The sequence below is a fragment of the Syntrophomonas erecta subsp. sporosyntropha genome (assembly GCF_055395365.1).
Genome location: NZ_AP042459.1, coordinates 1,123,114 through 1,144,673 on the forward strand (window position 1 = coordinate 1,123,114; position 21,560 = coordinate 1,144,673).

The following is a 21,560-nucleotide window of genomic DNA, read 5'->3' on the forward strand; positions in this document are numbered from 1 at the left end:
ATATGGGAACCTTGTCCCAGATGCGGGTCTAACAAAGTCGAATCCCGGGGCGGCTGTTTCTTTTTTGTTTTAGGTTTTTGTCTTATGGGAATAAGTATATGGTTACTAATTATCCCTCCTATCGGAATAGCAGGTATTATTATCGGGCTATTACTTATGCTTATTTCACCTTTTATGAAAAAAATGCTCCAATGCCAGGATTGCAAAAAATCCTGGAAATATCCACATCGAGCAAGTTAAAAATTATCAAAGTCAGCCTGGTTTGCTTGGCGAATAGTTTCCTCTTCTTCATTTCTACCTTCTCCCGTATAATGCAAGTTATTGTACACAATAATATAGTCAATTAGCTGCCCCCAGGTCATGTAGTCTAGTTCGTCTAAGTTAATACCTCTAATTTTAGCGGCAGCTATGACCATGTTTGTTGTTACTATTTCTTCTTCGTTATCATCGCTTGTAACTTTTTTTTTGATTCCTCGGTAATAAAAAGGGAAGGAAGGAATATGTCCAGCAGTTCCCGGGCCACATCGAACACAGGGAATACATCAAATTCGTCATACCATTCAACCGGATCCGCAATATCTTTGTTAGCTGTCTTAGCCATTACCCAGATGATATTATACAAATCTACTATTTCTAATTCCTCAATAGCACCGCCTATATTAAGCTCAGTTATAAGCTTCTCTGCTGCTATTTCTTTTGCATCGTTTTTTTGTGCAAGAAAAACACTTATAGTATCCAAAGTTCTTTTTAGTAGCGGTATTACAAGGGTAAGTAAATCCTTGCCAAACTGCTGCTTATAGCGATAAACAAAGGACGCCGAAGCCTTAAACTTGACGTCCTTACCATCAATATTTATTATTTTTTGCATCGTTTACCTCCTAAGGTGCTGTTGGTGCTACATATTCATAAACTGTAGTAAACCAGGTCTCGTATGATGCGTCAGCCGCCTCTGCTTTAGCTTTTACATATCCTGTATCAATCGCGGGACTGGCGGTTATGTTCATGGTTTCTGTCTTAATTTCTTTAGTTGTGGTCCTAGTAGAGCTTTCTATGTTCGGCCTTTCTACAGCGACGTTGTACAATATATGGCGGGTAGCGTTAGCATCACCGGAAAACTCAAATAAGAGAGCAATGTTCTTTACTATCGCATTAGCATCTTCAAATAGCGCCCCGCTTGCATCTGCAACATAGCCAAGCACGTCTTTTTTAAACGCATCTGGTAGCAATGCTACTTCCAAAGATCCTTCGTAACCCTGATTAACACTCGATACAAAATAAGCTGTGTCGTCCGCGTAAAACTCAGCTTTATCTCCCTTTGATGATAATGCTAAATTAACAGCCCCGGGTATCGGCACAGGTGCGGCATAAGTCAAGACCCCATCGGCGTCAGTAAGAACAGAATAGTGAACGTTTTTAAGTCCGTATTTTACTTTATTACCCATAACTCAATCCTCCTCTTAGATTTCATATAGAACCTGAAATAAGCCCTCAGATTCTATATGAGTTTCAGTTTTTTCATAATAAATATCATTTGCATCAAATGTGTCCTCAATCAACTTCTCCGATGCAAGATCCTTTTTGGTTGTGTAAAGCTCCACCTGAAAGTTTTTCTTAGCATCATAAACCTTATTGTCAGCTCCAAAGTTAGAATTATATGAGAACAGATACACAATATACGGCGGGCTGGGCGGCGATGTGAAGTGATGATACGCCACCGGTAGCCCGGTTGTTTTAAGTAATGCAAGTAGTTTTGCCTCATCCACGTCTTATCGCCTCCTCCACCTCTGATACAAAATCCTTAATGACCTGCTCCTCAGCCGGTCCAATGTGTGGTTTACCCTCTACCCGGCCGCCGCCCACCTTTGCGTGGCCTTTTTCTAGCAGATGGGTCAAGCGATAGTGCGGAGCCCGGACGTGGATTATGCGTCGATCCGGCTGACCAATGGCCTTCTCGGTTTTCATCGTCCACGCCTTCGCATAGTCGCCGCCATCCTTAGGCGATGTATTTTTAAGCTGCTTAACCGCAGCCTTGCCGACTCTCGCACTACTGATATCGATCTTTTCAACTACGTCCTGAGAGTATTCGGCTAGGCCTTTTGCTATCTCAGCGGCCAGCTGGTCAATTGATATATTAGCCATCGGCTGTCACCCTTTCACAGACTAACTCCATCATTTCGCTTTTTGCTGGGTTGTTAAAAGCCCGTATCAGCTTATATTTAACCCCGTCAGCTTCAATCTTGGTCTGACCACTATATTCATTCGCCCAAATGATAAAAGTCTTTTCAGGCTTTAATCCGGTTACGGCCGCATTGTAAAACTCGGATTGCCGGACGCCGGTTTCCTCAGCCCATACTTCGGTTGCGATTTCTACCGGGACCTGGTTGCCTATATCGTCCTCTTTAATGGTGATTGCTATTAACTTGATTTTAAGACTCTGCAATATAATCACCCGCCAAAGAAAGAGCCTGCATCAGGCCAGTGTAGGCTTTGCAATACTGTTCACCCTTACCCATGTAGTCCTGCTGCCAGCGGCAATAAAGCTTTACCGCCTTAATAATTAAAGGTTGGGACTGATCCGTTACGTCAATCCCAACCCTTTGTAAATCCATTAAAGCGGCGTCTATGTCGTCTTGTAAGTCGGTATCAAGTGCGGTAGTGGTGATTCTAAGGTTTTCTTTTACTACTGCTAACATCGCCGCCACCTCCTTAAACAATGATATACAGGTCTAGTGACTTAGCGGTTGCCGACGCCTGGTAGGTATTGTCCTCATAAGCAGTAGTGGATACTGCCCAGGTACCTCCGGATTCAGCAGTGTCGCCGCTATTGTATGCTTTAATAGTTGTATCATGGGCCAATTTAAACGGTACGCCCAGCTTTACGCCGTATCCTATGCTGACCTTTACGGTATCGCCACCCATAGCGGGGATTTCGACCTTACTTATACTGGCAAAAGCTTTGGTGCCGGTAACAGTTCCCGGTGTGCTGGCTGTGAACGCGCCTAATTCCTCAACGATTTCCTCGCCGCGTATATTTAACCCGGTTACTTTTGCCTTTACAGCAAGTATTTCTGCTGTAGTTGTGGCTGCTACCGTTGCAGATATGTTCCGCGCACACGGCAGTGCAGCAAAACCAGTTTCAACGGCTGTGGCCTCATCACTGCACGCAATATCTTTAATTACCGCATTGGTAGATGCCGCACAGTTTTGCGCAGCTGACCATGCGAGATGAGCGATAAAGCCTCTATCGACAAGCTCAAGGCCAATAGTTTGGCCCATTTCAGGATTGTAAGCAGGTAATGTCATTAATTCATACCTCCTAGCTAGCTTTCTTAACCAGGGTAACAAGAGAGTTCTTGTCTACCACTTTGCCATCGACTAGCATGATAGCTTTAGTGACCTGGTCGTCAGTGTCATTGTCCTCGTACTTCTTAATAGTCATTTGTAGGTTGGTGTTGAGAACATAATCCTTCGGATTGAACAGGAACGCGAAGGTCGTTGCAGCAGTTGGCGCTGCGGCGTAATTGTCCATGTAATCATTAAGGATTACAGTCCGGCCTAACAAAGTTCTTTCCGGTTTACCCGCAATACCGTAAGTTATGCGGGCAATAGGCTGTCCTTCTGCATCAACCATCCCCACGAAGCAGTTCATGAAGGTATACTTAGTCATGAACCAAACCGCGCCGTTTTCATAGGCCAGTGGCAGAGCAGCTTCAGCGGCCACCAGATCGGCGTAAGTAACCTTGTTGGCCTTGGTAATTTCAATCTTCTGACCAGTTGCCGGGGTCTCTGCCAGTATGCCCAGGGGCTGATAAGCGTTCCCGCCGGTACCGCTGATGATAGCCTGCTCAAGTGCTTTAGTCATAGCTTCTACGACATTGTTGATCAGTGTAGTTTCAAAAATTGCCAGGGTTACGGTATCAACTTCTAAGGATACTGATACAGCACAGCGTAACTTGTAATAATTAAATGTTACAGAGCCAGTTGTTTTCTTTTGTTTGTCGGAGCTAGCACCCTCTGCCACCCAAGTAGCAGTCGGTTTTACACTGGAAGTCGGGATAGCTAGGCCGCCTTTATAGCTGGTACGGGTGACCAGCGGCAGGATCATGCCGGAGGTTTCCATTTTTTCGACGATTTTTTCCATTACCGGCGCAGGGATCACGTGGCCCACATCGGTGGTCTTTGTGTTAGCGTCGGTGTTTAACAAGTTGGCCGGAATAGGCTCACCGGCCAAAACATTGCGCATAAAAGCAGTACGGTACTCTACACTTGCATATAAATTGTCTTTGGTAACGACTTCGGTGGTCATATTCTCGATCACCTTCCCTTCAATGTTAGTAGACTTATTCTCCAGCGGGGTTATGGTAGTTTTGTCATTCAGAGCCTTTAAGTTTGCCTGGGCCTTGCAAGCAGCCTCGAATTGAGCATCCAGAGCTTCTACATCTTTGACTTTGGCTTCAAACTCTTCTAGTTTTCCTTCATCGATCAGGGCCTGGGCAGCATCCATCAGAACTTTTCGGTCCGCTAAATATTTTTCTTTGTTCATGATTTACCTCCTAATTTTAATAGTTTTAGTTGTGCCTGAGCTTTTTCAGGCGTTAAAAAACCCGCCTCATTTTTAAGCGGGTTCTTGACAATGTTTCTGACTTTATCTATCACTGACTGTGGTATCAGGGGCGTTTGGTAAGCTGCCACCAGTTTTAGATTCTGGTTTTCGGCTATCTTGTCAATCAATCCCTTATCTACAGCTTGCTGAGCTGTGAGCCAGGTCTCCTTATCCATCATGGCCAGGACTTCCTGCTCACTCATACCAGTTTTTACCATGTACGCCGCAGCGATTGACCTATTGGCTGTCTGCAGTATGCTGCTGCTTTTATCCATAACGTGGTAATCACCCCGGGCTCCGCCTGATACGTTATGCACCATAAACATAGCTGTAGGTGATATGTCGCTCTTACCAGCACAAGCAACCACACTGGCCGCTGATGCAGCAAAGCCCACCACATGAATGTTGACCTCGCCCTTATAAGCACTCAATTCGTAATATATTTCAGACCCGGCAAAAATATCTCCCCCTCCGGAGTTTATATACACATCTAGGGGCCCCCCATTAGCCTGACCTATAGCGTTAATTACATCGTTGGGGGAAGTGTTATCATACTCAAGCCAGTCGTAGATCCACTTATCGTCATTACTGACAATCGTGCCTTTTACATCGATTCTCAACCTTTACCACCTCCTTTGACCACGGCTGTGTCAAGCCGCCGGATGAGCTCATCGCCGCCGTCAACCGGTACCAGGTTAAATACTTCGCGCCATTCATTCGGCGTCAGAGCTCCACGATCAACCATCTGGGCCAGGTTCAGTTTGGTCTGCATACTGGCAGTGGCCAGGTTGGCTGCCTCGAATAGTATCCGGTTTCCAAAACCTCTTTCCCGCCGTGTGAAGATTTTCCGGGTATACTCATTGGTCAGTTCAACTACTATCGGTTCAATCTCGGCCTCGTAATAAGCATTCCAGCCGTTCTCATCGTACTCAGACTGCACTATTTTCTGGTTTGTATTAAACAATGAATAGATCCGTCTGGTAGTACGGTCCATCTGGGCCGCATTAGGCACATAGTCTTTGGGTTCAATCTGCTCAGCATCAGCTTTAGCATCTGTAGCAGCCACCCCTGTGCCGCTATTTTCAATACTCAAAAAGCTAGCCGCGAAGTCAGCAGCTTGCTTTTTCAAGTCCTCCGGCCGCATCGATGCTGTAAATTTAAGTAGCCACCGAATTATGCTACTATTTTTAATGGCCTTAACTATACCCTGGTCGGTCGTTGTAACTATCTCCATTAGCGGCGCCAGGGCCGGGGCTATCGGATCTCCAAAAATGTCGTTATTATTAAAATCCTGCCGCAAGTGGATTATGTCAGTATACGGAAAGGTATAGATTTTGCCATTCTGAAACATAAACTTTAAGTAAAGCGTATACTGCTTATCATATATTGCCTCAGCTGAAACCGCCGGGATCGGGTAAAGTTCTGTAGGGTAACCGAATTCGTCCCGGATGATAAGAGCAAAAGCATTATTATTAAGGATCAGCTGTGACGCTAATTTCTCCTGCAACTTCTGCCCAGTCATGTACGGATTCGGTTCTTCCAATAGGAACCGAATGTATGCGTCTGGATTGACTTCCAGCTTCCGAGTACCGTCTTTTAAAACGGTCTGCCGGATATGCTTAGCAACCAACTTACCAATAGCCTTTACTTTGGGGCGCATGGCGGCCCGGACTATATCGGATTGATAAATCTTACCGTTCCAAGCATAGAAACCGTTGCCGCGCTCCGTGATCAGCTGAAATTTAGTCTGTTGTGTGGGTTCCTTGTTCCTAAATCGGTCAAATAATCCTATGGGATTCACCCCCCTTAAATAAGGCTTTGGTATTCGTCCAGCCTATCCTGTAACACCACATAGGCATTTAACAAGGCTGCGGTACCATCAATACGCTTAGTTCTTTTCGAGGTCTTACATGGCTGTATATTGCCGTTTTTGTCCTCTTCAATAGACGTATTCGCCAAACACCACTTGGTAATTGGGTTATTATTGTAATTTACAAGTTTGCTTTCCAAGTCAACGCCCAACTGCTGCATAGGGCTAGATAAGGTCTTCTTGCCCTGGATAACAGGTATCATCGATTCTTTTCCAAAGGTTCCCCTCATTTCTTCAACCCAGTAAGTAGCTGACCAATTATCATAGCCTACCCAAGGCAGATATATGTCAAGCTCATTTTGTACCTCCAGGAACCATTCAGTAACATACTTGGCATGGACCTTGTTACCTGAACAGGTTCTAACTAGGCCCTGTTCAATCCAGATATCATAAGGAATTTTATCTTCCCGCACCCGCTGTTCTACTAGTTCCTCGGCCAGCCAGTACATGCCCAGGGCGTAAATATGATTATCACCCGGCACCATGAATATAACAGCTGCAGCCGTCAAGTCGGTCGTGCTTGATAAATCCGCGCCACCTATACCGTATCGCGGTTTCAGTTCCGCCAGGTCAAATGTAGCTGTATTGTTTAACTGCTCAAAAGTGAGCCAGGCCTCGGAACTGGTCTCCCGGATATTAAACTCCTTACAAACCAGGTTCTTAACCAAAGCTGGATTAGCCTGGGCTTTTTTAACCTTGGAAGTTAGCTGTTCCAAACTCTTAATGGTACCTAATCCAGGGTTGGCTTTCTTCCAGCAGGCCGGATTGGTCCACTCTTTACGATTATCGAGCTCATAAATAAAGGCTATAAAGTGCTCGTCTTTATAGCCGTTCTCGTCGAAGTAGCCATTGATTACTCTTTCGGCTTCCTCGTACTTCTGGTCATATATATCTTCCCGGATGGTACCAGCTGTGGAGGTTATAAACACCAGGGGCTGTTCCCGGGCAGTGGTACCGTCAGCCATGATATCATACAGTGCTTTGCCTTGTCTCCACTGGTGTATCTCATCCATCAGCACACCGTGGACATTCAGGCCGTCCAGGGTGTCGCTATCACTGGCCAGTGGCTTATATGTGCCATCGTTGAAGTCGCTGACCAGCTCAGCCACCAGGGGCTTGATTCTTTTTCGCAGCGCTGGTGATTTCTTTACCATGCGCTTTGCTTCACTCCAAATAATTTTCGCCTGGTCCCTCTTGGTGGCTACTGCATAAACTTCTGGGCCAGGTTCATTATCACCCACTAATAAATAAAGTCCCACTGCAGAGGCTATTAGAGATTTTCCGTTTTTCTTTCCGACAATTAGAATCGCTTCTCGGTACTTTCTACAACCAGTTATATCTACAAATCCGAAGACTGTTGCTAGTAAAGCCTTTTCCCAGAGCTCTAGGACGACCGGCTTGCCGCCCATCTTTCCTTTGGAATGTTTGCAGTAGTTCTCAACAAACTCTATTACATGATTTGCGCGTTTAGGACTGTAATAATACTCGCTGTTATTGTCGGTTAGGTCATAAACTACCTTCTGATAAGTCTTTCTAACCTTCTCGCTGACTATCTCTTCGCCGCTTTCTATCTGCTCCCAGTATTCCAGAATTGGGTTATAGGCCAGTGGATACTTTATCATGTATCCTCACGCCCGTTTATAAAATCATCAAAGCCATCGTCTTTTTGTTTGACTTCCCGCTTTGGCACTAGGTCACTAAGTTGCTTAATAATGCTCTGATAATTTTTATTCATGGTGTTATAGAGCCTAGCGACTGGTCGCTCTCTTTCATAAGGCGGCGTATTGATTGATTGGGTAAACATTTCAGTATATCCGCCTTCGTCCAGATCTGTTTCATAATCTTCAAGAGTCACGCGCATATATGCAGCGCGCTGGATCAGCCCGTCAATGATTGCCTTATTATCTTTATCTATTTTTTTGTAGATTCTTCTAAGTCGCCGTTCTTCTTTTTTTATCCGTTCAACTTTTGTTAAGTCTTCGTTAATCGCCACATATATCACCTCTTTTCTGGTAGGGGGGTCACGCGCGCTACCTGCGTGTTACGCGGAGGTCCCCTACCCGGTCCCTGTAAGGCTGACAGCTACTTATTTATAGGGGGGGGACTACCTCCACCGGCTGCCCTGCTGCGTCAAATCTACACCTGCAATCATCCTTGTTAATAAAGTGCGCCTCCTCGTAGTCATGGCAGCGCTTACAGACGTACTTAAGATGCTCATGGTTTAGTGCTATGTCGGGGTCGTTAATATTCGCTGGGGTAAGTAATATTTTGTGGTGCACGATATAGCCCAACTCATCCTCCTGGCACTCCTCACACATTCCGCCGTCAATAGCTATGCGCTTAGCTATGTAACTGGCTCTGCACTTTAACCAAGCTCCAGACTTATAGAATGCCTTTGCCCATTCCTGAGCCACAGTATCAACTCCAATAAAATAGCCCGGCGTTGCTGCCAGGCATATATATCCAAATAAAACTAGCCGCATGCTGGTAGGCATACGGCTATGCATTTATACTACACCTTGTCAAGGGGTACGTCAAGTCTATTTATATTTGTCGAAATTTATCTAAATTATTTTTAATAAAAGTATTGACCTTAATTATATAAAGGTATATACTTTTATTAAGGTAAGACACACACGAAACCCGGCAGCTCTTAGGGAGCGGGGAAGGAAGGGGAATGTAAAATGGATAACAAATTGACATTGATGGAATTAACCGGCCAAGAATCAGGGGTTGTAGTGTACGGAGATGAAGTTATTGTGACTAACTGGAGCAGTATTAACGGATTGCCCAGGATGGCCCCGGGCAACATTGGAATAATAGGCTGGCCGGATGAAATTATGGTGGGAAAAAAGTACAACGTCGATGACATCAGAACCGCTCTGCCCGGGAAAATCGTAGAAGTTGAACGAGACGAAGAAGAGGAAAGCATTGTTATTGAGGCCGAAGGAATGGATATAGTATTTGACCATAACGGAGACATCCCCGCCTTATGGGGATATGACATTGGTCTCCAATGTAATGCAATAATCAATCGTGATGATGACGGTAATCTTGCCCCAACGCCGGGCACAGTTTACGAGTTGGTGGATGGGATTATTGTTATAGCCCCGGACGGTTGGAATTAATTAGTTTTCTGCCCCTTTACAAGGAAGGAGTCTGATACCAGGTGACAGCAAAATCCAGGGAAAGGACAGGTCCAGGACGGCCTGTCCTCCCTCAGGAGGAAAAGCGCAAGCCACGCAGTATAAAAATGACTGATGAAGAGTGGGAGGAGATACAACGCCAAGCAGCGCTAAAGGATATCAGTGCTGCGGAATATATTAGAAGGAAGACACTAGAGAGTTAAACGAAAAAAAGGGCCGGGAGTTCAACTCCCGATCCTTTTTTAATCTGAATACAAATACGAGAAATCCTGCTTCTTCTTAGGTTTTTTCCGCGTCCGCCCCTTACTCTGGCTGCCGGGTTTGATCGGCCCCTGGTGATAGCATCGGGCCTTCTTGCCCTCCGGAGGCTCCCGTTCCGGTTGCGGCCACCAGCACCCATGACCGCGTGGGCAGCAGTACCCCCGCCCGGCTATGTACTCCAGGCTCAGCCCGCACCGGGGACAGAGCCGCATTTTATCCCGGTCGCCGACCGGCTCCAGGTTCGCCTCGCTGAAAAATGCCACCAGGTCATTCCTCCCCTCATGTCGTGGTTTATTTGAACTGTGCAGTAATTACATAAACGGTGGCTCTGGTAATGGTTGCCAATGCGTTATTATGTTAGCGTGTTTTCGATAAGGATTTTTCTTATTTGTGCTATCGTAAATGTAAAACCCTTCTGTGGGCACGTATTTTACCGTGGCAGTGCTCATGCTCTTACCTCCAGCCCCATCACCGCATCCTCGTCAGGTTTTGCTACTGTTTTCCCGGAACGCACACCCCGTGGCGTCCAGATCCTGGTGCCCCCCACTATAAAAGGGTCGATACATATCTGGTGCTCGGTTTCATCCCAGTTCCATAGCCGCTGCCTGCCTCTGACCGCAATAGGCTCTTTGAGGGGATATACGTCTTTGAGTGTCCAGGCAAAGCGGCCAAGAGTATAATCACCAAACACTCGCTCTTTAACGCTCAATCCTGCTACGAACTCCGATGTGATAGATACACAGTCAACCAGGTTGCAGATGCCAATAATGCTCATCCATGGGTAATTTATTACGGCTTTTAATGTCGGGTTTGTTGGGTTTGGTTTGTGTAAGGGTAACAACGCCGAATAGAACGGCTCCTGCCAGGCCAAATCCATATACTTTGCTTTACAGGTTGCTGCCGCGTGTATTGCCAGTGGCCCCCTGTACTTCGTATACCATCCTCGGGTCTCTATGCGCTTCTCACCCAGGGCAATCAGGCTCGCCCAGGGCTGATAAACTGTAAGTGCCTTCATCTAAACCACCTGCTCTCTTTCATTAAGCCGCCTTATCCTTCTTGAGACCGCTCTTCCAGACCTACCTAACCTTTGCCCTATCTCCCGATAATTAAGGTCTGTGCTTACGAGTAAGTAGTGCAGCCTGGTACTTTTCAATCCTTGCCTTAACCGCCTCCAGCAAAGCTTTTTGACTCACATCTTTGCCGGCAAGCGCGGCCATTACATCCCCATCAATCGTTTCTTCTGCTACTAGGTGGTGTATAATCACGCTTTTATCCTGGCCTTGCCTGTACAGCCTTGCGTTGGCTTGTTGGTATAATTCCAGACTCCAGGTAAGCCCGAACCAAACTATGATGTTTCCTCCAGCCTGGAGGTTTAGGCCGTGGCCAGCGCTGGCCGGATGTGCCAACATAACGGGTATCTTACCCTGATTCCACTTCTCAATGTCATCCTCTGTGTCCAGCACCCTGGCTGCTGGTATATGCTTCAGTAACCTATCTCGGTCATGCTGGTAGTTGTAAAACACCAACACCGGCTGACCGTTTGCGGCTTCCAGGATATCATCCAGGGCCTCGATTTTACCCTGATGTATTTCCCGAGTGGCTCCGTTTTCGTCGTATACCGCACCGTTGGCCATCTGCAGTAGTTTATTAGATAGGATCGCCATGGTATCTGCGGTTATATCGCCACCGGCAAAAGGTAAAAGTAAATCCCTCTCCAGCTGATCATATTTTGCCCTGGCTGCCTCCGGGATCTGGACCTTAACCTCACGGTCAATCCTCTCCGGCATCTGCAGCCAGTCCTCAGCTGACATACTTACACAAATATCTGATAGTTTACTGTATATTGCCTCTTCAGCTCCGGGTTTCGGATCCCAGCTAAATATTACAGTCCGGTTCCGCTTTCCCGGGTCAAAGTACCGGCTCCGGTACCCGGTTACAGTTTTACCCAGGCGCTCACCCTGGTCCAGGAGATAAACTTGTGGCCAGAGGTCAATCAATCCGTTTGGTGCTGGGGTTCCGGTTAGTCCAACAATCCGCTTTATTAACGGCCTAACCTTGCGTAAGGCCCTAAACCGTTTTGCTTTGCTTGATTTGAAACTGGACAGCTCATCGATGACCACCATGTCGAAAGGCCAGTCCTTTCCATAGAGGTCAACCAACCACTCCACGTTTTCGCGATTAATAATCCAAATATCAGCTTTAACCTGGAGGGCTGCCAGGCGTTGTTTCTCAGTTCCTAGGACCTTACTGATTCTTAGATGCTTCAGATGGTCCCATTTACGTATCTCATCCGGCCAGGTTTTTTGTGCTACTCGCAAGGGTGCTATTACTAAAACCTTTTGCACGTCAAAGTAGTTATACAGCAACTGGTCTACGGCAGTCAGTGTTGAAACGGTCTTACCTCAACCTAAGCCCATATCCAAAAATAACCCTACAGCTTCCTGATCCAATATTCTGCTTGTTGCGTATTCCTGATAAGGGTGTGGACTGAACTTCATTAGGCATCACCTCCCGGTTTGAATTCCTCCTGGATAAAATTCTTTATGTCCTCAATGGAATCAATCTTATAAACTTGAAATCCTAGTGTTCTAAGTTGTTTAGCTCGTTTTAGCTGCAATGGCTCTAAAGGTTTACCTGGAGCCTTCATCTCTACAAATATCGCCCGTCCTCCCGGTTTTAAGACTAATCGGTCTGGCACTCCACGCTTACCTGGTGAAACAAACTTCAACGCTCGCCCACCATGTTTTTTCACTTCGAGTCTGAGTCTTTTTTCTAAACTGCTTTCTTGCATATTCGTCCCTCGTTTTAGTTGATACCGATATGCCGATTTTTCCTTACGTGTGCGCGCATATAGCGTACAGGGGTATTATTTCTATATACTACATACTGACTACAAGTATAGGCATCATAGGTATCATTAGTTTTCAGCCCTAGAGTATTGGGGTTTTTAGCTTGTTGCCGATAGTTTTTAAGTCGGTATCATCGGTATCAATTTTTTAGCTGTAGGTTTAAGCTATCGGCATCATTTTTTAACTTTGATACCGACTTTTTTTACCTGTCGGCATCAACTTTTATATAGGCTCTTTGCATACCATAAAGGCGGAATCTTAACTTGCCATCCTTGTTCCCCTGGTGCCGTCCCCAGCCTCCAATCTGTTGCATTAAGCTGTGGATCTCATCAATTTCAAACCGTTTGGCCGTAGCCAGATCCTTGCAAAACAATTCACTCCAGATTTCAGCTACACACACTCGTTCACGCTCTACGGTTCCTTCGGCAGTACCAAACTCAGTGCCGTGTATAAACTGCCGGCGTTCGCCCAAGCTCATATCTTCCCAGTTCTCAGGCAGCAGCCGGTCCAGGTATTCCTTTATCAGCCCCAGGCGCTCATCATTTTCCATAGCCAGCTTCTGTTGCTCCAAAGCTTCCCTGGCCACGTCTCCGGTTAAGAATAATTCCTCTCCAGCTTTCCACGCCTCCAGTGCTTCAGCCCATACCTGCCCAACCGTGTAGTCATTCAGCGCCCATGGCGCTCTATTAGGTTCCACCCCACGTACCTGTATGGGCCAAAAACGCCGGTTACCGGTACTGTCTCGTAGGAATCCCATATCCGCATTAGTGCTGCCTACGATAATGCACTGCCGTGGGTATTCTACCGTTCGGCGGCCGAATGCAGGCCTATATTTATCCACCTGTCTACTTAGAAACGATTTAACAGCCTCTACTTCAGCCTTTTTAATCCCGGCCAGCTCACCCACTTCGAGGATCCATGAGCCCTGTAATTTTTCCGCGGCCGTCTTATCCTTCATATCATTCATGGATAGCGAGTCTGTAAACCATTTACCGCCTAGTTTTTGAAATAGGGTGCTTTTACCTATTCCCTGTGGCCCGACAAGTACTAGCATACAGTCAAACTTACACCCAGGATTCATAACCCTGGCTACGGCTGCTGTAAACGTCTTTTTAGTAACGGCTCGGGTGTAAGAGCTATCCTCTGCACCCAGGCAGTCAATAAGCAGTTCCTCTAGCCTCGGGATGCCGTCCCATTCAGGTAATCCCTCCAGATATTCTTTCACGGGATGAAATGTTCGCGCATGGCTTATAGCTGCCAGGGCATCATTCAACTTAGCCGGGGACCAGACATTATAAACCTTTTCAATGTATACCCTTAAACTGGCATCATCATCATCTGACCAGTTAGGCCCTCTCCATTCTTCAGGCTTACGCCAAGGCATGGGTTCTAGTAGCATAGCGGATCCCTTAAAATCGTTATAAGCTATTCCTTGCAAGTTCGGGTCGTTGCGTAGTATCAGCACAAGGTTAGCTAGGGATGCCACCAGCTCACCTTTTTTGCTATACTCCAGCTGCTTTAACCAGGCCTCAGTATCTTCCACAACTTCAAAATCTTCCTGAGCATTTGCTAGCTTTTCAGTGCCCAGGGTCACTTTTACCTCTTCATCTGCTAGGCAGAACTCCTGCATGGATAGATAAGATGGTAGCTTTACAGTAGGGGTGCCGGGTTCGGCATCCTCATCCAGCTCACCGAATTTATGTATTCTTAGTAAATCAAAAGAATTTACTAGCTGGCCGCCAATCGGGTCGGTACCATGGTGGCTATAAACGAATTTCCCGTTATCGTACACCACCAGGCCGCCGGCAGTGCTGCCGGGAATGTAAGTATATCTACCTTCCCCGCATTCCTCATACACATCACTGAGGAAAGTATCAATAACTTCCTCTATAGAGTAAGTTCTGCAAAAAGCTCCAATTACTCCGGGTTTCTCCAGAGGATCCCCTTGTTTATCGGCTAGTTTTTGCCTTTTTTGCTGTACCCGGGATGACTCTGGCCAGAATGATGGGTCTCTCCAGTCCGGGTACCTGGCCAGGACCTCATCCGGATCCAGCCAGGGCTCATCCTGGTATCGGAATATAAATTCACCATCTGCGGCCGTGCTGGCCCAGTACATTAATCGGTGCGGCTCATAGGTTGTATCATCAAACATATCAATACCCAGGTCAGCTGCTATCCTTCTTCCTATAGCCGGGTATTCGTCAGGTGTAACCGGTCTGGCCAGGGGAATTACTAATCTCAGGCGTGGCTTTTCCGGGCTGTGCTTGTGCGTACTATAAATAGCGCAACCAAAGTCACAGAACAGTTCTACAGATGCCCACAGGTCCCCCTGTACGAAGTCAGCGTCCAGAGTAAGTACCTGCCGCCAGACTACTGCATCTGCTTTACGCCGACCGCTTTTTAAAGTCCCACCCACAAACCCACCAACATCTTTAATATTGTCCTGCTGGGGTTTAGTCATTTTCTTATACTCAGCTAAAGTTTCCCGGGTCCGGGTAGTCTGGCTGAGCTTTTGCAATAGCTCAGACCAGAGCATTTCCCGGTTCTTCCAGCTGGTCTCTTTCCGGCTGCGCCCGGTTGCAATCGTGATGGGCCCGTCATATTTAATACTTTTAGGTAAAGGATCTGTTTGTTTCAATCCCATCACCTCATCAATCCTTCATATAGTAATAAGTCTCATATCCGTCAGCTGGTAGAGGTAGTCCTGGGGCCCAATCAAGTGGCTGGCCCATAATTCTGCAAACCTCTTCTAGGCAATCATCACCCTCTGGAGCTTCTATAACCACCTCATCATGTACGTGCATCACTATTCTAAAACCCTGTTCATCCAGCCTCAGCATAGCTTCAGCCAGGCAATCCCGGGCAGTAGCCTGGACAATGTTCTCTACCAGTTTAGGTCCGTATGTTTTTAACCTGGTCCACTTACCTTGTTCGTAGCCTTCATAAGTAATAGTGGGTTTATTGAATCGCACATCATTCTCAATTCGTGGCCTCACATAGGCCAGATTGCGGCCAGAGGGCAGAGTGATAAATAAGATTCCGGATTCGTAGGTAAACTTTAATCTGTGATGCAGCGGCACTGAGGTTTTTTCTACTATTGCAGTCATGGCCGCCTCCTCTACATCCCACCAGAGCTGAGTAATTTTCTGGTTGGTTTCGCGCCACACATTTACCAGTGGTTTTAACTCAGATTCCTCCAGGCCCATTTTAAGGGCGCCCATATTTGTTAGTGCCCCAACACTGCCGCCATAACCCAGAGCCAGTTCAGCTATTTTCCCCTTTTGCCGGAGTGGGCTGCCTTTAGTGATTTCCTCAATCGGTACCTTAAACATCTGGGAGGCTGATGCTTCATAGATCTTGCCGTGCGTCCGGAACACTTCCATTCTCCATTCCTCATCCGCCATCCAGGCTATGATCCGGGCTTCAATCGCTGAGAAGTCTGATACTACGAATTTGTTTCCTTCACCGGCAATAAGCGCCGTCCGTAATAGTTGAGAGAGTGTATCCGGCACGTTCCCGAAAAGCATTTCAATGGTTTCGTACTCTCCACTTCTCAGCAGCTGCCGGGCAAGGCCCAGGTCCTTCAGGTGATTTTGCGGCAGGTTCTGCACCTGTACCAGGCGGCCGGCCCACCTCCCGGATCGGTTTGCACCGTAAAATTGAAACAGTCCCCGGATCCGGTTGTCTGAACATTTGGAGCGCTCCATAGCCTCATATTTTTTAATACTGGTTTTAGATAGTTCTTGTCTCAGCTCCAGCACCCGCCTAACAGTATTACTCTCAGTCTTTTTAAGCAGTCCAGGTATGGCAGCTTTATTCAGGCTCTCCACTTCCAGTCCCTCAGCGTCCTTAAGCCACTTCTTAATTTGTGATACGCTTTTTGGATTATCTAAGCCGGTTAACTGGATAGCTTCTTCTTCCAGCTTCCGCTGGTGGTTAGATGAGCACTTTATAGCATGTTTAACCATCTGGGTATCTACCAGTACCCCATAATCGTTCATTATTTGGTCCAGGCACCAGAGCTGGTGTTCAGCTTTACTTATCGGGTATTTTTCTAAGGTTTGTCGTATTGTGCGCTCTGTTTCAACGTCCTGAGTGCAGTAGGTTTTGAACATTTCCCACTTTTCAGGGTTATGTTCAGGTAGGTTCCGATTGTAGTTTTCAGGTTTTTCCCCGAAAAGTGTAGTTTGCTGTGATTTTCTACGCTTCTGAGGTGTGCAAAAATAACGTATTAGAGCTTTACCTTCACTCATTTTTTGTTTATCAACGGTTAAGTTTAGGGCCTTGCCTACATCAGCAAGAGACATAGGCAGCCCCAAGGTAAGAGCATGCACCATAGTGCACTGCCACTGTTCAGGCGGCATAGCCTGGCCGAAATGTTTAGCAAGGCATACTCGCTCAAAATTAGCGTTAAAAGCAGTTTTAGTAATAGCCGGGTCAAAGAGATCTTCCCATACCATGCGGGGAATTTCTTCCCCCTGGGCCAGGTCAATCACTTTAACCGGCTCATCGTCATAGGCGTATCCGAAAAGGAGAACCCGAAAGTTCTCCGATTCGGCATAACGGTATACGCCTGATTTTTTAAGGTCTATATCGCTGTATGTCTCAATATCTATTCCTAAAGCAGTCATACCCCTACCCTAAAAAGTCATCGAAGTCATCAGCATCATCTTCTATAGGCTCAAAATCATCTTCTGCCCGGCTACGGCCGCCGAGATAATCACCGTCAGCTATTTTTTGTATGTTATTTAGGCCGCAGGCTATACCTCTATTGCCGGCTTTGTTAAACGGATAGAAGTTTACAGATGCCCGGGCCCAGCAGCCGGAATAAACTTCAGTACTGTCCAGGATAGGCTGCACGTCTTTATCAACTACGCCAGGTGCAGTTTTACTAGAGGCATTAACAAAATACATCCCTTCATATTCAGGCTGATCTGAACGCTCTTCGTCACCATCTCTGAGAGGTAATTTTAAATTACTGGGCACTTTGCCACCCCAGAGTGAGGACCCAGATTGCTTTGCGGCGTCAATTGCAGCCTTTATTTTCTTCAAGGTGGTTTTATCGGACTTCGGGATAAGTAGGCAAACTGAATACTTCGGGTCCTGATCTTCTGAAAGTGCAACAGGTTTAAACAGGTGGGCGTAGGAAAGACGTACCTTTCCGGTGATAACTTTTGTGGTCTGGTTGGTTGTGGTTTTACTCATTTATACATTCTCCTCTCTTAAATAGCGGCTTCGCTGAAATCATCTATTGCTGACTGCAGGGAATTAATTTCCGGCCGTTTATCTGCCTCGGGCACCAGCACAGGCTTACCAGCTGGTTTCATAACCAGGTCAGATAACAGTTCTCCGAATTTCTTTTTGCCTATTTCCTTTTCCATAGCTGTGATGCCAAGCAACTCTTGAGGTTTATAAATTTTAACTTTTTGGTAACCGGCTTTAGTAAGAGTCTCAGCTACAGCTTTCTCATCCGTATACTTCCTATTACTACGTCCCTCTACTAGTTTCCAGCCTGGGTACTTAATGCCATGATCCCTGGCCTGTTCCAGGGCATAAGTTTCAACATCTGATGCCCAGGCCTTCAGCTGGTCAGCTTTGGCTAGTACCTCAGCTATTTCTTCATCAGATAGTAATAAAGACTCCTGAAAGTCATATTTGGCCAACTCCAGATTATAATCAGCTCTTGCTTTGCAGGTGGCTCTAGCTCTACAGAACCGGCAATGGCTGCCAGCCTCAAAATCACCTTTTCCGGCATCGGCTAATTGAGCTTTAGGTGCTAATTCATTTTCAGCCCATAATAGTAGATTTTCGACGGGCATTTCCTCTGTGGAAGTGCTGTCAAGTCTAGGCTGAATAATGGTCATGCGAACCGTGTCAAATTCATAAAGCATGTCGAAGGTAGAGATAGCTCCTAAACCATAAAGCCGGGTCTGGCTATTCCCTTCAGCTGATACCGGTACACCTTTTCCATATTTAAGATCTATGACCTCTAGCACCCCATCAGATATAATTACAACGTCTCCGGTACCAAAACCACCGGGTACCCATTCGGAGAAATCTAAGCGCTGCTCTAACAGCGCCAGGGTATCCTTGCACTTCTTTTTTGCGGACATAAAAATTTCCGACACCTGGGTAACATATTGATCTACATATTCCTCCATAGCTGGAGAATACAATGGGTTTTTTTTCATCTCAGCCAGGCGTTTTTTGAAGGTACTAGGTTTTATAGTATTTGCTATAGCCCGGCTGAGCTTTAACTCAGCCAGGGCGTGGGTAAAAGTACCTTCTTCTGCATATGCACTTGTTTGTTCAGGGAATTGTTCCTCCAACCTTGCACTGGGTGGGCAGGCCATCCAGCGTGCGGATCCGGAGGCTGATAGTAAAGCGTGGCTCACTATATCGCCTCCGCTTCTTTCATCAGTTCTGGGTATTTTTCAGCGGGGACTTCGGTTAGCTTCTTAACCCCAAACTTACCCAGCAGAGCTTTTACCTCAGCTTGTTTCCCCGATCTGGCCAGGTCAGCGAGTTTTGCCCGGACCTGGCCAAGTGTAAAGGTAGGGGCCTTGGCCGTTTTAGTTTCGGTTTTAGCATCGTCAGTAACATTTTTTGCGGTTTTGGTAACAGTTTCAGCCTTGTTAGTAACGTTTTTTGCTGTTTCGGTAACACTTGCCCTTGCACCTGGCCCATCTAACAACAGTTCTATGTTCCCGGCTAGTGCTACAGCCAGCGCGTTTACGGCATCTACCAGTGCCGGGGCTTCTATCTTAATCGTGATATCCATATTTATAAGTCCTCCTTTTCGTTGAAATCGACGGTTGCTAAGGCTTCTGATATACCTGTATCCGCAAATTTCGCGGGGACGATCATTATAAGTCCAATACTGTTATACCAATAGAACGGGGCCCTATTATCTGCGGTAGAACAAGGTCCCGTCGGCTCTCCCTCGATTTCATAATTAATACAGTTTTTATCTACCATTTGATAATGATCTTCAGGTACAGCCATAATTTGGGCGGTCTTTGCATTTTGCAGTAACCGAATAGGTGAGTATTTATCATTGATAATAGGGGTGGGTATGAATTTTATATCTGCTTTATCAGCATTTTCAATAAGCCGTGTCATTGGGATTAAATATTGATTTGTAACATCCTCAGGGGCATCGAGACTTTTATCGATTTTATAAACCTTATTAGGCTCAGGCAAACAGCCTGCTAATTCCATTATTAAGGCTTTAACTTTGTTTGGTACAAACTCATTCTCAATACTTACCAGCCACGTGCTTGAAGATATTACAGTATGATTCTCTATTTCAGCTATCATCAGCCTGAATTTATAGGCTTCTTTTGTCAGCTTAGAAAACCTGTTTATGTTTAAGAACATTTACTTATCCTCCTTAATTTCTCTCACCCGTACTTCTCGTCTTCCGAATTCCCAACATTCTGCGTCTGTGCTCATATATAGGTCGATCCGATTACCTTTTATAGCACTGCCTGTATCAGCTGCTATGGCCGGCCCGTAACCCTCCACATAAAGCTGTGTACCTAAAGGTATTACCTCTGGGTCAACCGCCACTATACCTTCCTCGGGCCATGTGCCTGTCGCTGTGCGGTTGCCTGTCCAGGTGTAGGCTGTGGCCTCAAAGGTGACGATCTTTGGCTCTGGCTCTGGCTCTGGTTTCTGGTACTCCTGCACTTTGACCGGGAATGTGACCGGTGCTATTGCTGCGGCCGGGGAGGTCAGGATTAGTACCAGGGCTATAGCGATAGAGGGTACTAATCTACTCATAAGCTGCGGTTCTTTCTTTCGCCATAAGCACACCCTGACCACGATATCCGGGTATTCTTGTCGCCATTGGGTGTTACATTTAATAAAGCTCTATAGTATTCGCTTTCAGAATTACCGCACTCATACGCTGTCCAATTTTTTTCGCTTGCGGCTTTATCTACTTTGGCAAATCGGCAGGAAATACATTTAATACGCAAGGCTCTCCCCTCCTTACCAGCCATAGAAATACCTGCTGCACTGAACATAAATAACTAGTAAACTAACAAGTTCTGCCAAGATAAGGGCTGTCCACCCAATACCGTCCATAGTCTTTTCCATCTTGCGTAACTGCTCCCGCTCACGCGCCGTGTGAGAGGTCCCCCCTATGTGTGGTTCTTCCCGCGCGATGCGCCGGGGCCGGTTAGACTTGCTGGCCGGCCGGACTTTGTGCTGATTCCAGTAGTGTTGAGTTATTCTCACGCCTATCCCCTCGCCTTCTCCGGGGGTTCCGGTAATGGCAACCAATGTGTAATTATATCGGCGTGCTTCCTGAATCCGGATTCCTCACTTCCCGCACTATCGTAGATGTAAAATCCGTCTTGCGGTGCTTTTATTTCATTTTCTGGGTTAAACAAGGCGTCTAATAAATTTTTTTCCGGCATATCATATTTATTAGGAATTGCCGTATCCATAACAGCGCCCCTTTTAAAATAAGTAACTATAGACATTTGATGAATGCCAAAATCCCTATCAAAATAATAGATTAATACTTCTTGCCCGTTTACGGGCAGTTCTTTTTTAACTTCTATCCATCTTCCCATTTATTCTTCCTCCCACTCGTATTCGCTACCTAGCAGTAGGGCTTTCAGTTGCTCCTCTAGCGGGAGCCGCCTTAAATCGTCGTAGCAATCGGGGCAAACAAACAGTTCTGCTTCAAGGTGATACTTCTCCCCTATTTCCTTTAGGCTGGCTAAGTCTTGGTCTGTGTATATGTCCTCGCAGAACAAGCACGTGTAATCTTTCATTTCGCTTCCTCCTGTAGCCACGCGATTGCGGCGTTATAGCAG

General features: G+C 46.3%; 30 protein-coding genes and 3 pseudogenes. 2 read left to right on the forward strand and 31 right to left on the reverse strand.

The features are described from left to right. Nucleotides 1-236 precede the first annotated feature (236 nt). From ACZ5Q0_RS05385 to ACZ5Q0_RS05450, 14 genes are all read right to left on the reverse strand, one after another. A complete protein-coding gene (locus ACZ5Q0_RS05385) occupies nucleotides 237-416 on the reverse strand; it encodes a hypothetical protein (protein ID WP_447182810.1) in 180 nt (59 codons plus the stop codon). Nucleotides 417-427: 11 nt separating this feature from the next. Then, entirely contained in the window at nucleotides 428-868 is a 441-nt protein-coding gene (locus tag ACZ5Q0_RS05390; RefSeq protein ID WP_447182811.1) for a hypothetical protein, read from the reverse strand. Between the two features lie 10 nt (nucleotides 869-878). Beyond that, a complete protein-coding gene (locus tag ACZ5Q0_RS05395) occupies nucleotides 879-1,442 on the reverse strand; it encodes a major tail protein (protein WP_447182812.1) in 564 nt (187 codons plus the stop codon). 15 nt (nucleotides 1,443-1,457) lie between these two features. Then, nucleotides 1,458-1,763, reverse strand: coding sequence for a hypothetical protein (locus ACZ5Q0_RS05400; protein WP_447182813.1), 306 nt, complete (start codon nucleotides 1,761-1,763; stop codon nucleotides 1,458-1,460). Continuing rightward, nucleotides 1,756-2,139: an HK97 gp10 family phage protein gene (locus tag ACZ5Q0_RS05405; protein ID WP_447182814.1), complete on the reverse strand. Its 384-nt coding sequence runs from the start codon at nucleotides 2,137-2,139 to the stop codon at nucleotides 1,756-1,758. The genes ACZ5Q0_RS05400 and ACZ5Q0_RS05405 overlap by 8 nt, the downstream gene beginning before the upstream one ends. Beyond that, nucleotides 2,132-2,440 carry a phage head closure protein gene (locus ACZ5Q0_RS05410; RefSeq protein ID WP_447182815.1) on the reverse strand — a complete coding sequence of 103 codons (309 nt, stop codon included), beginning with the start codon at nucleotides 2,438-2,440 and terminating at the stop codon, nucleotides 2,132-2,134. The genes ACZ5Q0_RS05405 and ACZ5Q0_RS05410 overlap by 8 nt, the downstream gene beginning before the upstream one ends. Further along, complete coding sequence (locus ACZ5Q0_RS05415) at nucleotides 2,427-2,693, reverse strand: phage head-tail connector protein (protein WP_447182816.1); 267 nt, start codon at nucleotides 2,691-2,693, stop codon at nucleotides 2,427-2,429. Before ACZ5Q0_RS05415 ends, ACZ5Q0_RS05410 begins: the two co-directional genes overlap by 14 nt. Before the next feature lie 13 nt (nucleotides 2,694-2,706). Then, nucleotides 2,707-3,303 (reverse strand): hypothetical protein, encoded by a 597-nt coding sequence (locus tag ACZ5Q0_RS05420; RefSeq protein WP_447182817.1) that lies wholly within the window; start codon nucleotides 3,301-3,303, stop codon nucleotides 2,707-2,709. 13 nt (nucleotides 3,304-3,316) lie between these two features. Beyond that, complete coding sequence (locus ACZ5Q0_RS05425; RefSeq protein ID WP_447182818.1) at nucleotides 3,317-4,543, reverse strand: phage major capsid protein; 1,227 nt, start codon at nucleotides 4,541-4,543, stop codon at nucleotides 3,317-3,319. Then, nucleotides 4,540-5,223, reverse strand: coding sequence for a head maturation protease, ClpP-related (locus ACZ5Q0_RS05430; RefSeq protein ID WP_447182819.1), 684 nt, complete (start codon nucleotides 5,221-5,223; stop codon nucleotides 4,540-4,542). Before ACZ5Q0_RS05430 ends, ACZ5Q0_RS05425 begins: the two co-directional genes overlap by 4 nt. Beyond that, the gene (locus tag ACZ5Q0_RS05435) at nucleotides 5,220-6,404 is read right to left on the reverse strand and encodes a phage portal protein (RefSeq protein ID WP_447182820.1); all 1,185 of its coding nucleotides are present in this window, start codon (nucleotides 6,402-6,404) and stop codon (nucleotides 5,220-5,222) included. The genes ACZ5Q0_RS05430 and ACZ5Q0_RS05435 overlap by 4 nt, the downstream gene beginning before the upstream one ends. 5 nt (nucleotides 6,405-6,409) lie before the next feature. Beyond that, complete coding sequence (locus tag ACZ5Q0_RS05440) at nucleotides 6,410-8,095, reverse strand: terminase large subunit (RefSeq protein WP_447182821.1); 1,686 nt, start codon at nucleotides 8,093-8,095, stop codon at nucleotides 6,410-6,412. Beyond that, on the reverse strand, nucleotides 8,092-8,466 hold the full coding sequence (locus ACZ5Q0_RS05445; protein ID WP_447182822.1) for a hypothetical protein: 375 nt from the start codon (nucleotides 8,464-8,466) through the stop codon (nucleotides 8,092-8,094). Before ACZ5Q0_RS05445 ends, ACZ5Q0_RS05440 begins: the two co-directional genes overlap by 4 nt. A 97-nt stretch (nucleotides 8,467-8,563) precedes the next feature. Further along, nucleotides 8,564-8,980, reverse strand: a complete 417-nt coding sequence (locus tag ACZ5Q0_RS05450; RefSeq protein ID WP_447182823.1) for a hypothetical protein — start codon at nucleotides 8,978-8,980, stop codon at nucleotides 8,564-8,566. A 177-nt stretch (nucleotides 8,981-9,157) separates the two neighbouring features. Here ACZ5Q0_RS05450 and ACZ5Q0_RS05455 point away from each other — a divergent pair, with 177 nt between their 5' ends. Beyond that, the gene (locus ACZ5Q0_RS05455; RefSeq protein WP_447182824.1) at nucleotides 9,158-9,601 is read left to right on the forward strand and encodes a hypothetical protein; all 444 of its coding nucleotides are present in this window, start codon (nucleotides 9,158-9,160) and stop codon (nucleotides 9,599-9,601) included. 41 nt (nucleotides 9,602-9,642) lie between these two features. Next, a complete protein-coding gene (locus ACZ5Q0_RS05460) occupies nucleotides 9,643-9,822 on the forward strand; it encodes a plasmid mobilization protein (RefSeq protein ID WP_447182825.1) in 180 nt (59 codons plus the stop codon). 369 nt (nucleotides 9,823-10,191) lie between these two features. Here ACZ5Q0_RS05460 and ACZ5Q0_RS05465 read toward each other — a convergent pair whose 3' ends face one another. The 17 genes and pseudogenes from ACZ5Q0_RS05465 to ACZ5Q0_RS05545 form a co-directional block, all read right to left on the reverse strand. Next, nucleotides 10,192-10,329 (reverse strand): DUF551 domain-containing protein, encoded by a 138-nt coding sequence (locus ACZ5Q0_RS05465; protein WP_447182826.1) that lies wholly within the window; start codon nucleotides 10,327-10,329, stop codon nucleotides 10,192-10,194. Further along, nucleotides 10,326-10,655 (reverse strand): hypothetical protein, encoded by a 330-nt coding sequence (locus ACZ5Q0_RS05470; RefSeq protein ID WP_464827312.1) that lies wholly within the window; start codon nucleotides 10,653-10,655, stop codon nucleotides 10,326-10,328. The genes ACZ5Q0_RS05465 and ACZ5Q0_RS05470 overlap by 4 nt, the downstream gene beginning before the upstream one ends. 165 nt (nucleotides 10,656-10,820) lie before the next feature. Further along, nucleotides 10,821-10,895, reverse strand: a pseudogene (locus ACZ5Q0_RS05475) (ASCH domain-containing protein); the annotation flags it as partial. After that, nucleotides 10,896-11,033 carry a winged helix-turn-helix transcriptional regulator gene (locus ACZ5Q0_RS05480; protein ID WP_447182828.1) on the reverse strand — a complete coding sequence of 46 codons (138 nt, stop codon included), beginning with the start codon at nucleotides 11,031-11,033 and terminating at the stop codon, nucleotides 10,896-10,898. It abuts the pseudogene before it with no gap. Continuing rightward, nucleotides 10,987-12,378, reverse strand: a pseudogene (locus ACZ5Q0_RS05485) (SNF2-related protein). Before ACZ5Q0_RS05485 ends, ACZ5Q0_RS05480 begins: the two are co-directional and overlap by 47 nt. Beyond that, nucleotides 12,378-12,671, reverse strand: coding sequence for a VRR-NUC domain-containing protein (locus tag ACZ5Q0_RS05490; RefSeq protein WP_464827268.1), 294 nt, complete (start codon nucleotides 12,669-12,671; stop codon nucleotides 12,378-12,380). The pseudogene ACZ5Q0_RS05485 and the gene ACZ5Q0_RS05490 overlap by 1 nt, the downstream one beginning before the upstream one ends. A gap of 260 nt (nucleotides 12,672-12,931) precedes the next feature. Next, nucleotides 12,932-15,373, reverse strand: a complete 2,442-nt coding sequence (locus tag ACZ5Q0_RS05495) for a virulence-associated E family protein (protein WP_464827290.1) — start codon at nucleotides 15,371-15,373, stop codon at nucleotides 12,932-12,934. A 7-nt stretch (nucleotides 15,374-15,380) separates the two neighbouring features. Next, nucleotides 15,381-17,360, reverse strand: a complete 1,980-nt coding sequence (locus ACZ5Q0_RS05500) for a DNA polymerase (RefSeq protein WP_447182829.1) — start codon at nucleotides 17,358-17,360, stop codon at nucleotides 15,381-15,383. A gap of 4 nt (nucleotides 17,361-17,364) precedes the next feature. Beyond that, on the reverse strand, nucleotides 17,365-17,934 hold the full coding sequence (locus tag ACZ5Q0_RS05505) for a DUF2815 family protein (RefSeq protein ID WP_447182830.1): 570 nt from the start codon (nucleotides 17,932-17,934) through the stop codon (nucleotides 17,365-17,367). 17 nt (nucleotides 17,935-17,951) lie between these two features. Next, nucleotides 17,952-19,124 carry a DUF2800 domain-containing protein gene (locus ACZ5Q0_RS05510; RefSeq protein WP_447182831.1) on the reverse strand — a complete coding sequence of 391 codons (1,173 nt, stop codon included), beginning with the start codon at nucleotides 19,122-19,124 and terminating at the stop codon, nucleotides 17,952-17,954. Then, complete coding sequence (locus ACZ5Q0_RS05515) at nucleotides 19,124-19,510, reverse strand: hypothetical protein (protein ID WP_447182832.1); 387 nt, start codon at nucleotides 19,508-19,510, stop codon at nucleotides 19,124-19,126. Before ACZ5Q0_RS05515 ends, ACZ5Q0_RS05510 begins: the two co-directional genes overlap by 1 nt. Nucleotides 19,511-19,512: 2 nt before the next feature. Then, on the reverse strand, nucleotides 19,513-20,109 hold the full coding sequence (locus tag ACZ5Q0_RS05520) for a hypothetical protein (protein ID WP_447182833.1): 597 nt from the start codon (nucleotides 20,107-20,109) through the stop codon (nucleotides 19,513-19,515). Beyond that, nucleotides 20,110-20,382: pseudogene (locus ACZ5Q0_RS05525) on the reverse strand (3D domain-containing protein); the annotation flags it as partial. Between the two features lie 128 nt (nucleotides 20,383-20,510). Continuing rightward, nucleotides 20,511-20,735 carry a hypothetical protein gene (locus ACZ5Q0_RS05530; RefSeq protein ID WP_447182834.1) on the reverse strand — a complete coding sequence of 75 codons (225 nt, stop codon included), beginning with the start codon at nucleotides 20,733-20,735 and terminating at the stop codon, nucleotides 20,511-20,513. After that, complete coding sequence (locus ACZ5Q0_RS05535) at nucleotides 20,725-20,973, reverse strand: hypothetical protein (RefSeq protein WP_447182835.1); 249 nt, start codon at nucleotides 20,971-20,973, stop codon at nucleotides 20,725-20,727. Before ACZ5Q0_RS05535 ends, ACZ5Q0_RS05530 begins: the two co-directional genes overlap by 11 nt. Before the next feature lie 2 nt (nucleotides 20,974-20,975). Then, a complete protein-coding gene (locus tag ACZ5Q0_RS05540) occupies nucleotides 20,976-21,314 on the reverse strand; it encodes a DUF551 domain-containing protein (RefSeq protein WP_447182836.1) in 339 nt (112 codons plus the stop codon). Beyond that, a complete protein-coding gene (locus ACZ5Q0_RS05545; protein ID WP_447182837.1) occupies nucleotides 21,315-21,518 on the reverse strand; it encodes a hypothetical protein in 204 nt (67 codons plus the stop codon). Between the last annotated feature and the right edge of the window lie 42 nt (nucleotides 21,519-21,560).

Excerpts from the sequence above, each read along its gene's own strand:
- ACZ5Q0_RS05420 (WP_447182817.1), bottom strand. The coding sequence starts at position 3,303 with ATGACATTACCTGCTTACAATCCTGAAATGGGCCAAACTATTGGCCTT.
- ACZ5Q0_RS05540 (WP_447182836.1), bottom strand. The coding sequence starts at position 21,314 with ATGGGAAGATGGATAGAAGTTAAAAAAGAACTGCCCGTAAACGGGCAA.
- ACZ5Q0_RS05455 (WP_447182824.1), top strand. The coding sequence starts at position 9,158 with ATGGATAACAAATTGACATTGATGGAATTAACCGGCCAAGAATCAGGG.
- ACZ5Q0_RS05530 (WP_447182834.1), bottom strand. The coding sequence starts at position 20,735 with ATGGCTGGTAAGGAGGGGAGAGCCTTGCGTATTAAATGTATTTCCTGC.
- ACZ5Q0_RS05520 (WP_447182833.1), bottom strand. The coding sequence starts at position 20,109 with ATGTTCTTAAACATAAACAGGTTTTCTAAGCTGACAAAAGAAGCCTAT.
- ACZ5Q0_RS05500 (WP_447182829.1), bottom strand. The coding sequence starts at position 17,360 with ATGACTGCTTTAGGAATAGATATTGAGACATACAGCGATATAGACCTT.
- ACZ5Q0_RS05505 (WP_447182830.1), bottom strand. The coding sequence starts at position 17,934 with ATGAGTAAAACCACAACCAACCAGACCACAAAAGTTATCACCGGAAAG.
- ACZ5Q0_RS05450 (WP_447182823.1), bottom strand. The coding sequence starts at position 8,980 with ATGCATAGCCGTATGCCTACCAGCATGCGGCTAGTTTTATTTGGATAT.
- ACZ5Q0_RS05395 (WP_447182812.1), bottom strand. The coding sequence starts at position 1,442 with ATGGGTAATAAAGTAAAATACGGACTTAAAAACGTTCACTATTCTGTT.
- ACZ5Q0_RS05470 (WP_464827312.1), bottom strand. The coding sequence starts at position 10,655 with ATGAGCATTATTGGCATCTGCAACCTGGTTGACTGTGTATCTATCACA.
- ACZ5Q0_RS05465 (WP_447182826.1), bottom strand. The coding sequence starts at position 10,329 with ATGAGCACTGCCACGGTAAAATACGTGCCCACAGAAGGGTTTTACATT.
- ACZ5Q0_RS05415 (WP_447182816.1), bottom strand. The coding sequence starts at position 2,693 with ATGTTAGCAGTAGTAAAAGAAAACCTTAGAATCACCACTACCGCACTT.
- ACZ5Q0_RS05385 (WP_447182810.1), bottom strand. The coding sequence starts at position 416 with ATGGTCATAGCTGCCGCTAAAATTAGAGGTATTAACTTAGACGAACTA.
- ACZ5Q0_RS05440 (WP_447182821.1), bottom strand. The coding sequence starts at position 8,095 with ATGATAAAGTATCCACTGGCCTATAACCCAATTCTGGAATACTGGGAG.
- ACZ5Q0_RS05515 (WP_447182832.1), bottom strand. The coding sequence starts at position 19,510 with ATGGATATCACGATTAAGATAGAAGCCCCGGCACTGGTAGATGCCGTA.
- ACZ5Q0_RS05425 (WP_447182818.1), bottom strand. The coding sequence starts at position 4,543 with ATGAACAAAGAAAAATATTTAGCGGACCGAAAAGTTCTGATGGATGCT.
- ACZ5Q0_RS05405 (WP_447182814.1), bottom strand. The coding sequence starts at position 2,139 with ATGGCTAATATATCAATTGACCAGCTGGCCGCTGAGATAGCAAAAGGC.
- ACZ5Q0_RS05545 (WP_447182837.1), bottom strand. The coding sequence starts at position 21,518 with ATGAAAGATTACACGTGCTTGTTCTGCGAGGACATATACACAGACCAA.
- ACZ5Q0_RS05390 (WP_447182811.1), bottom strand. The coding sequence starts at position 868 with ATGCAAAAAATAATAAATATTGATGGTAAGGACGTCAAGTTTAAGGCT.
- ACZ5Q0_RS05495 (WP_464827290.1), bottom strand. The coding sequence starts at position 15,373 with ATGGGATTGAAACAAACAGATCCTTTACCTAAAAGTATTAAATATGAC.
- ACZ5Q0_RS05490 (WP_464827268.1), bottom strand. The coding sequence starts at position 12,671 with ATGCAAGAAAGCAGTTTAGAAAAAAGACTCAGACTCGAAGTGAAAAAA.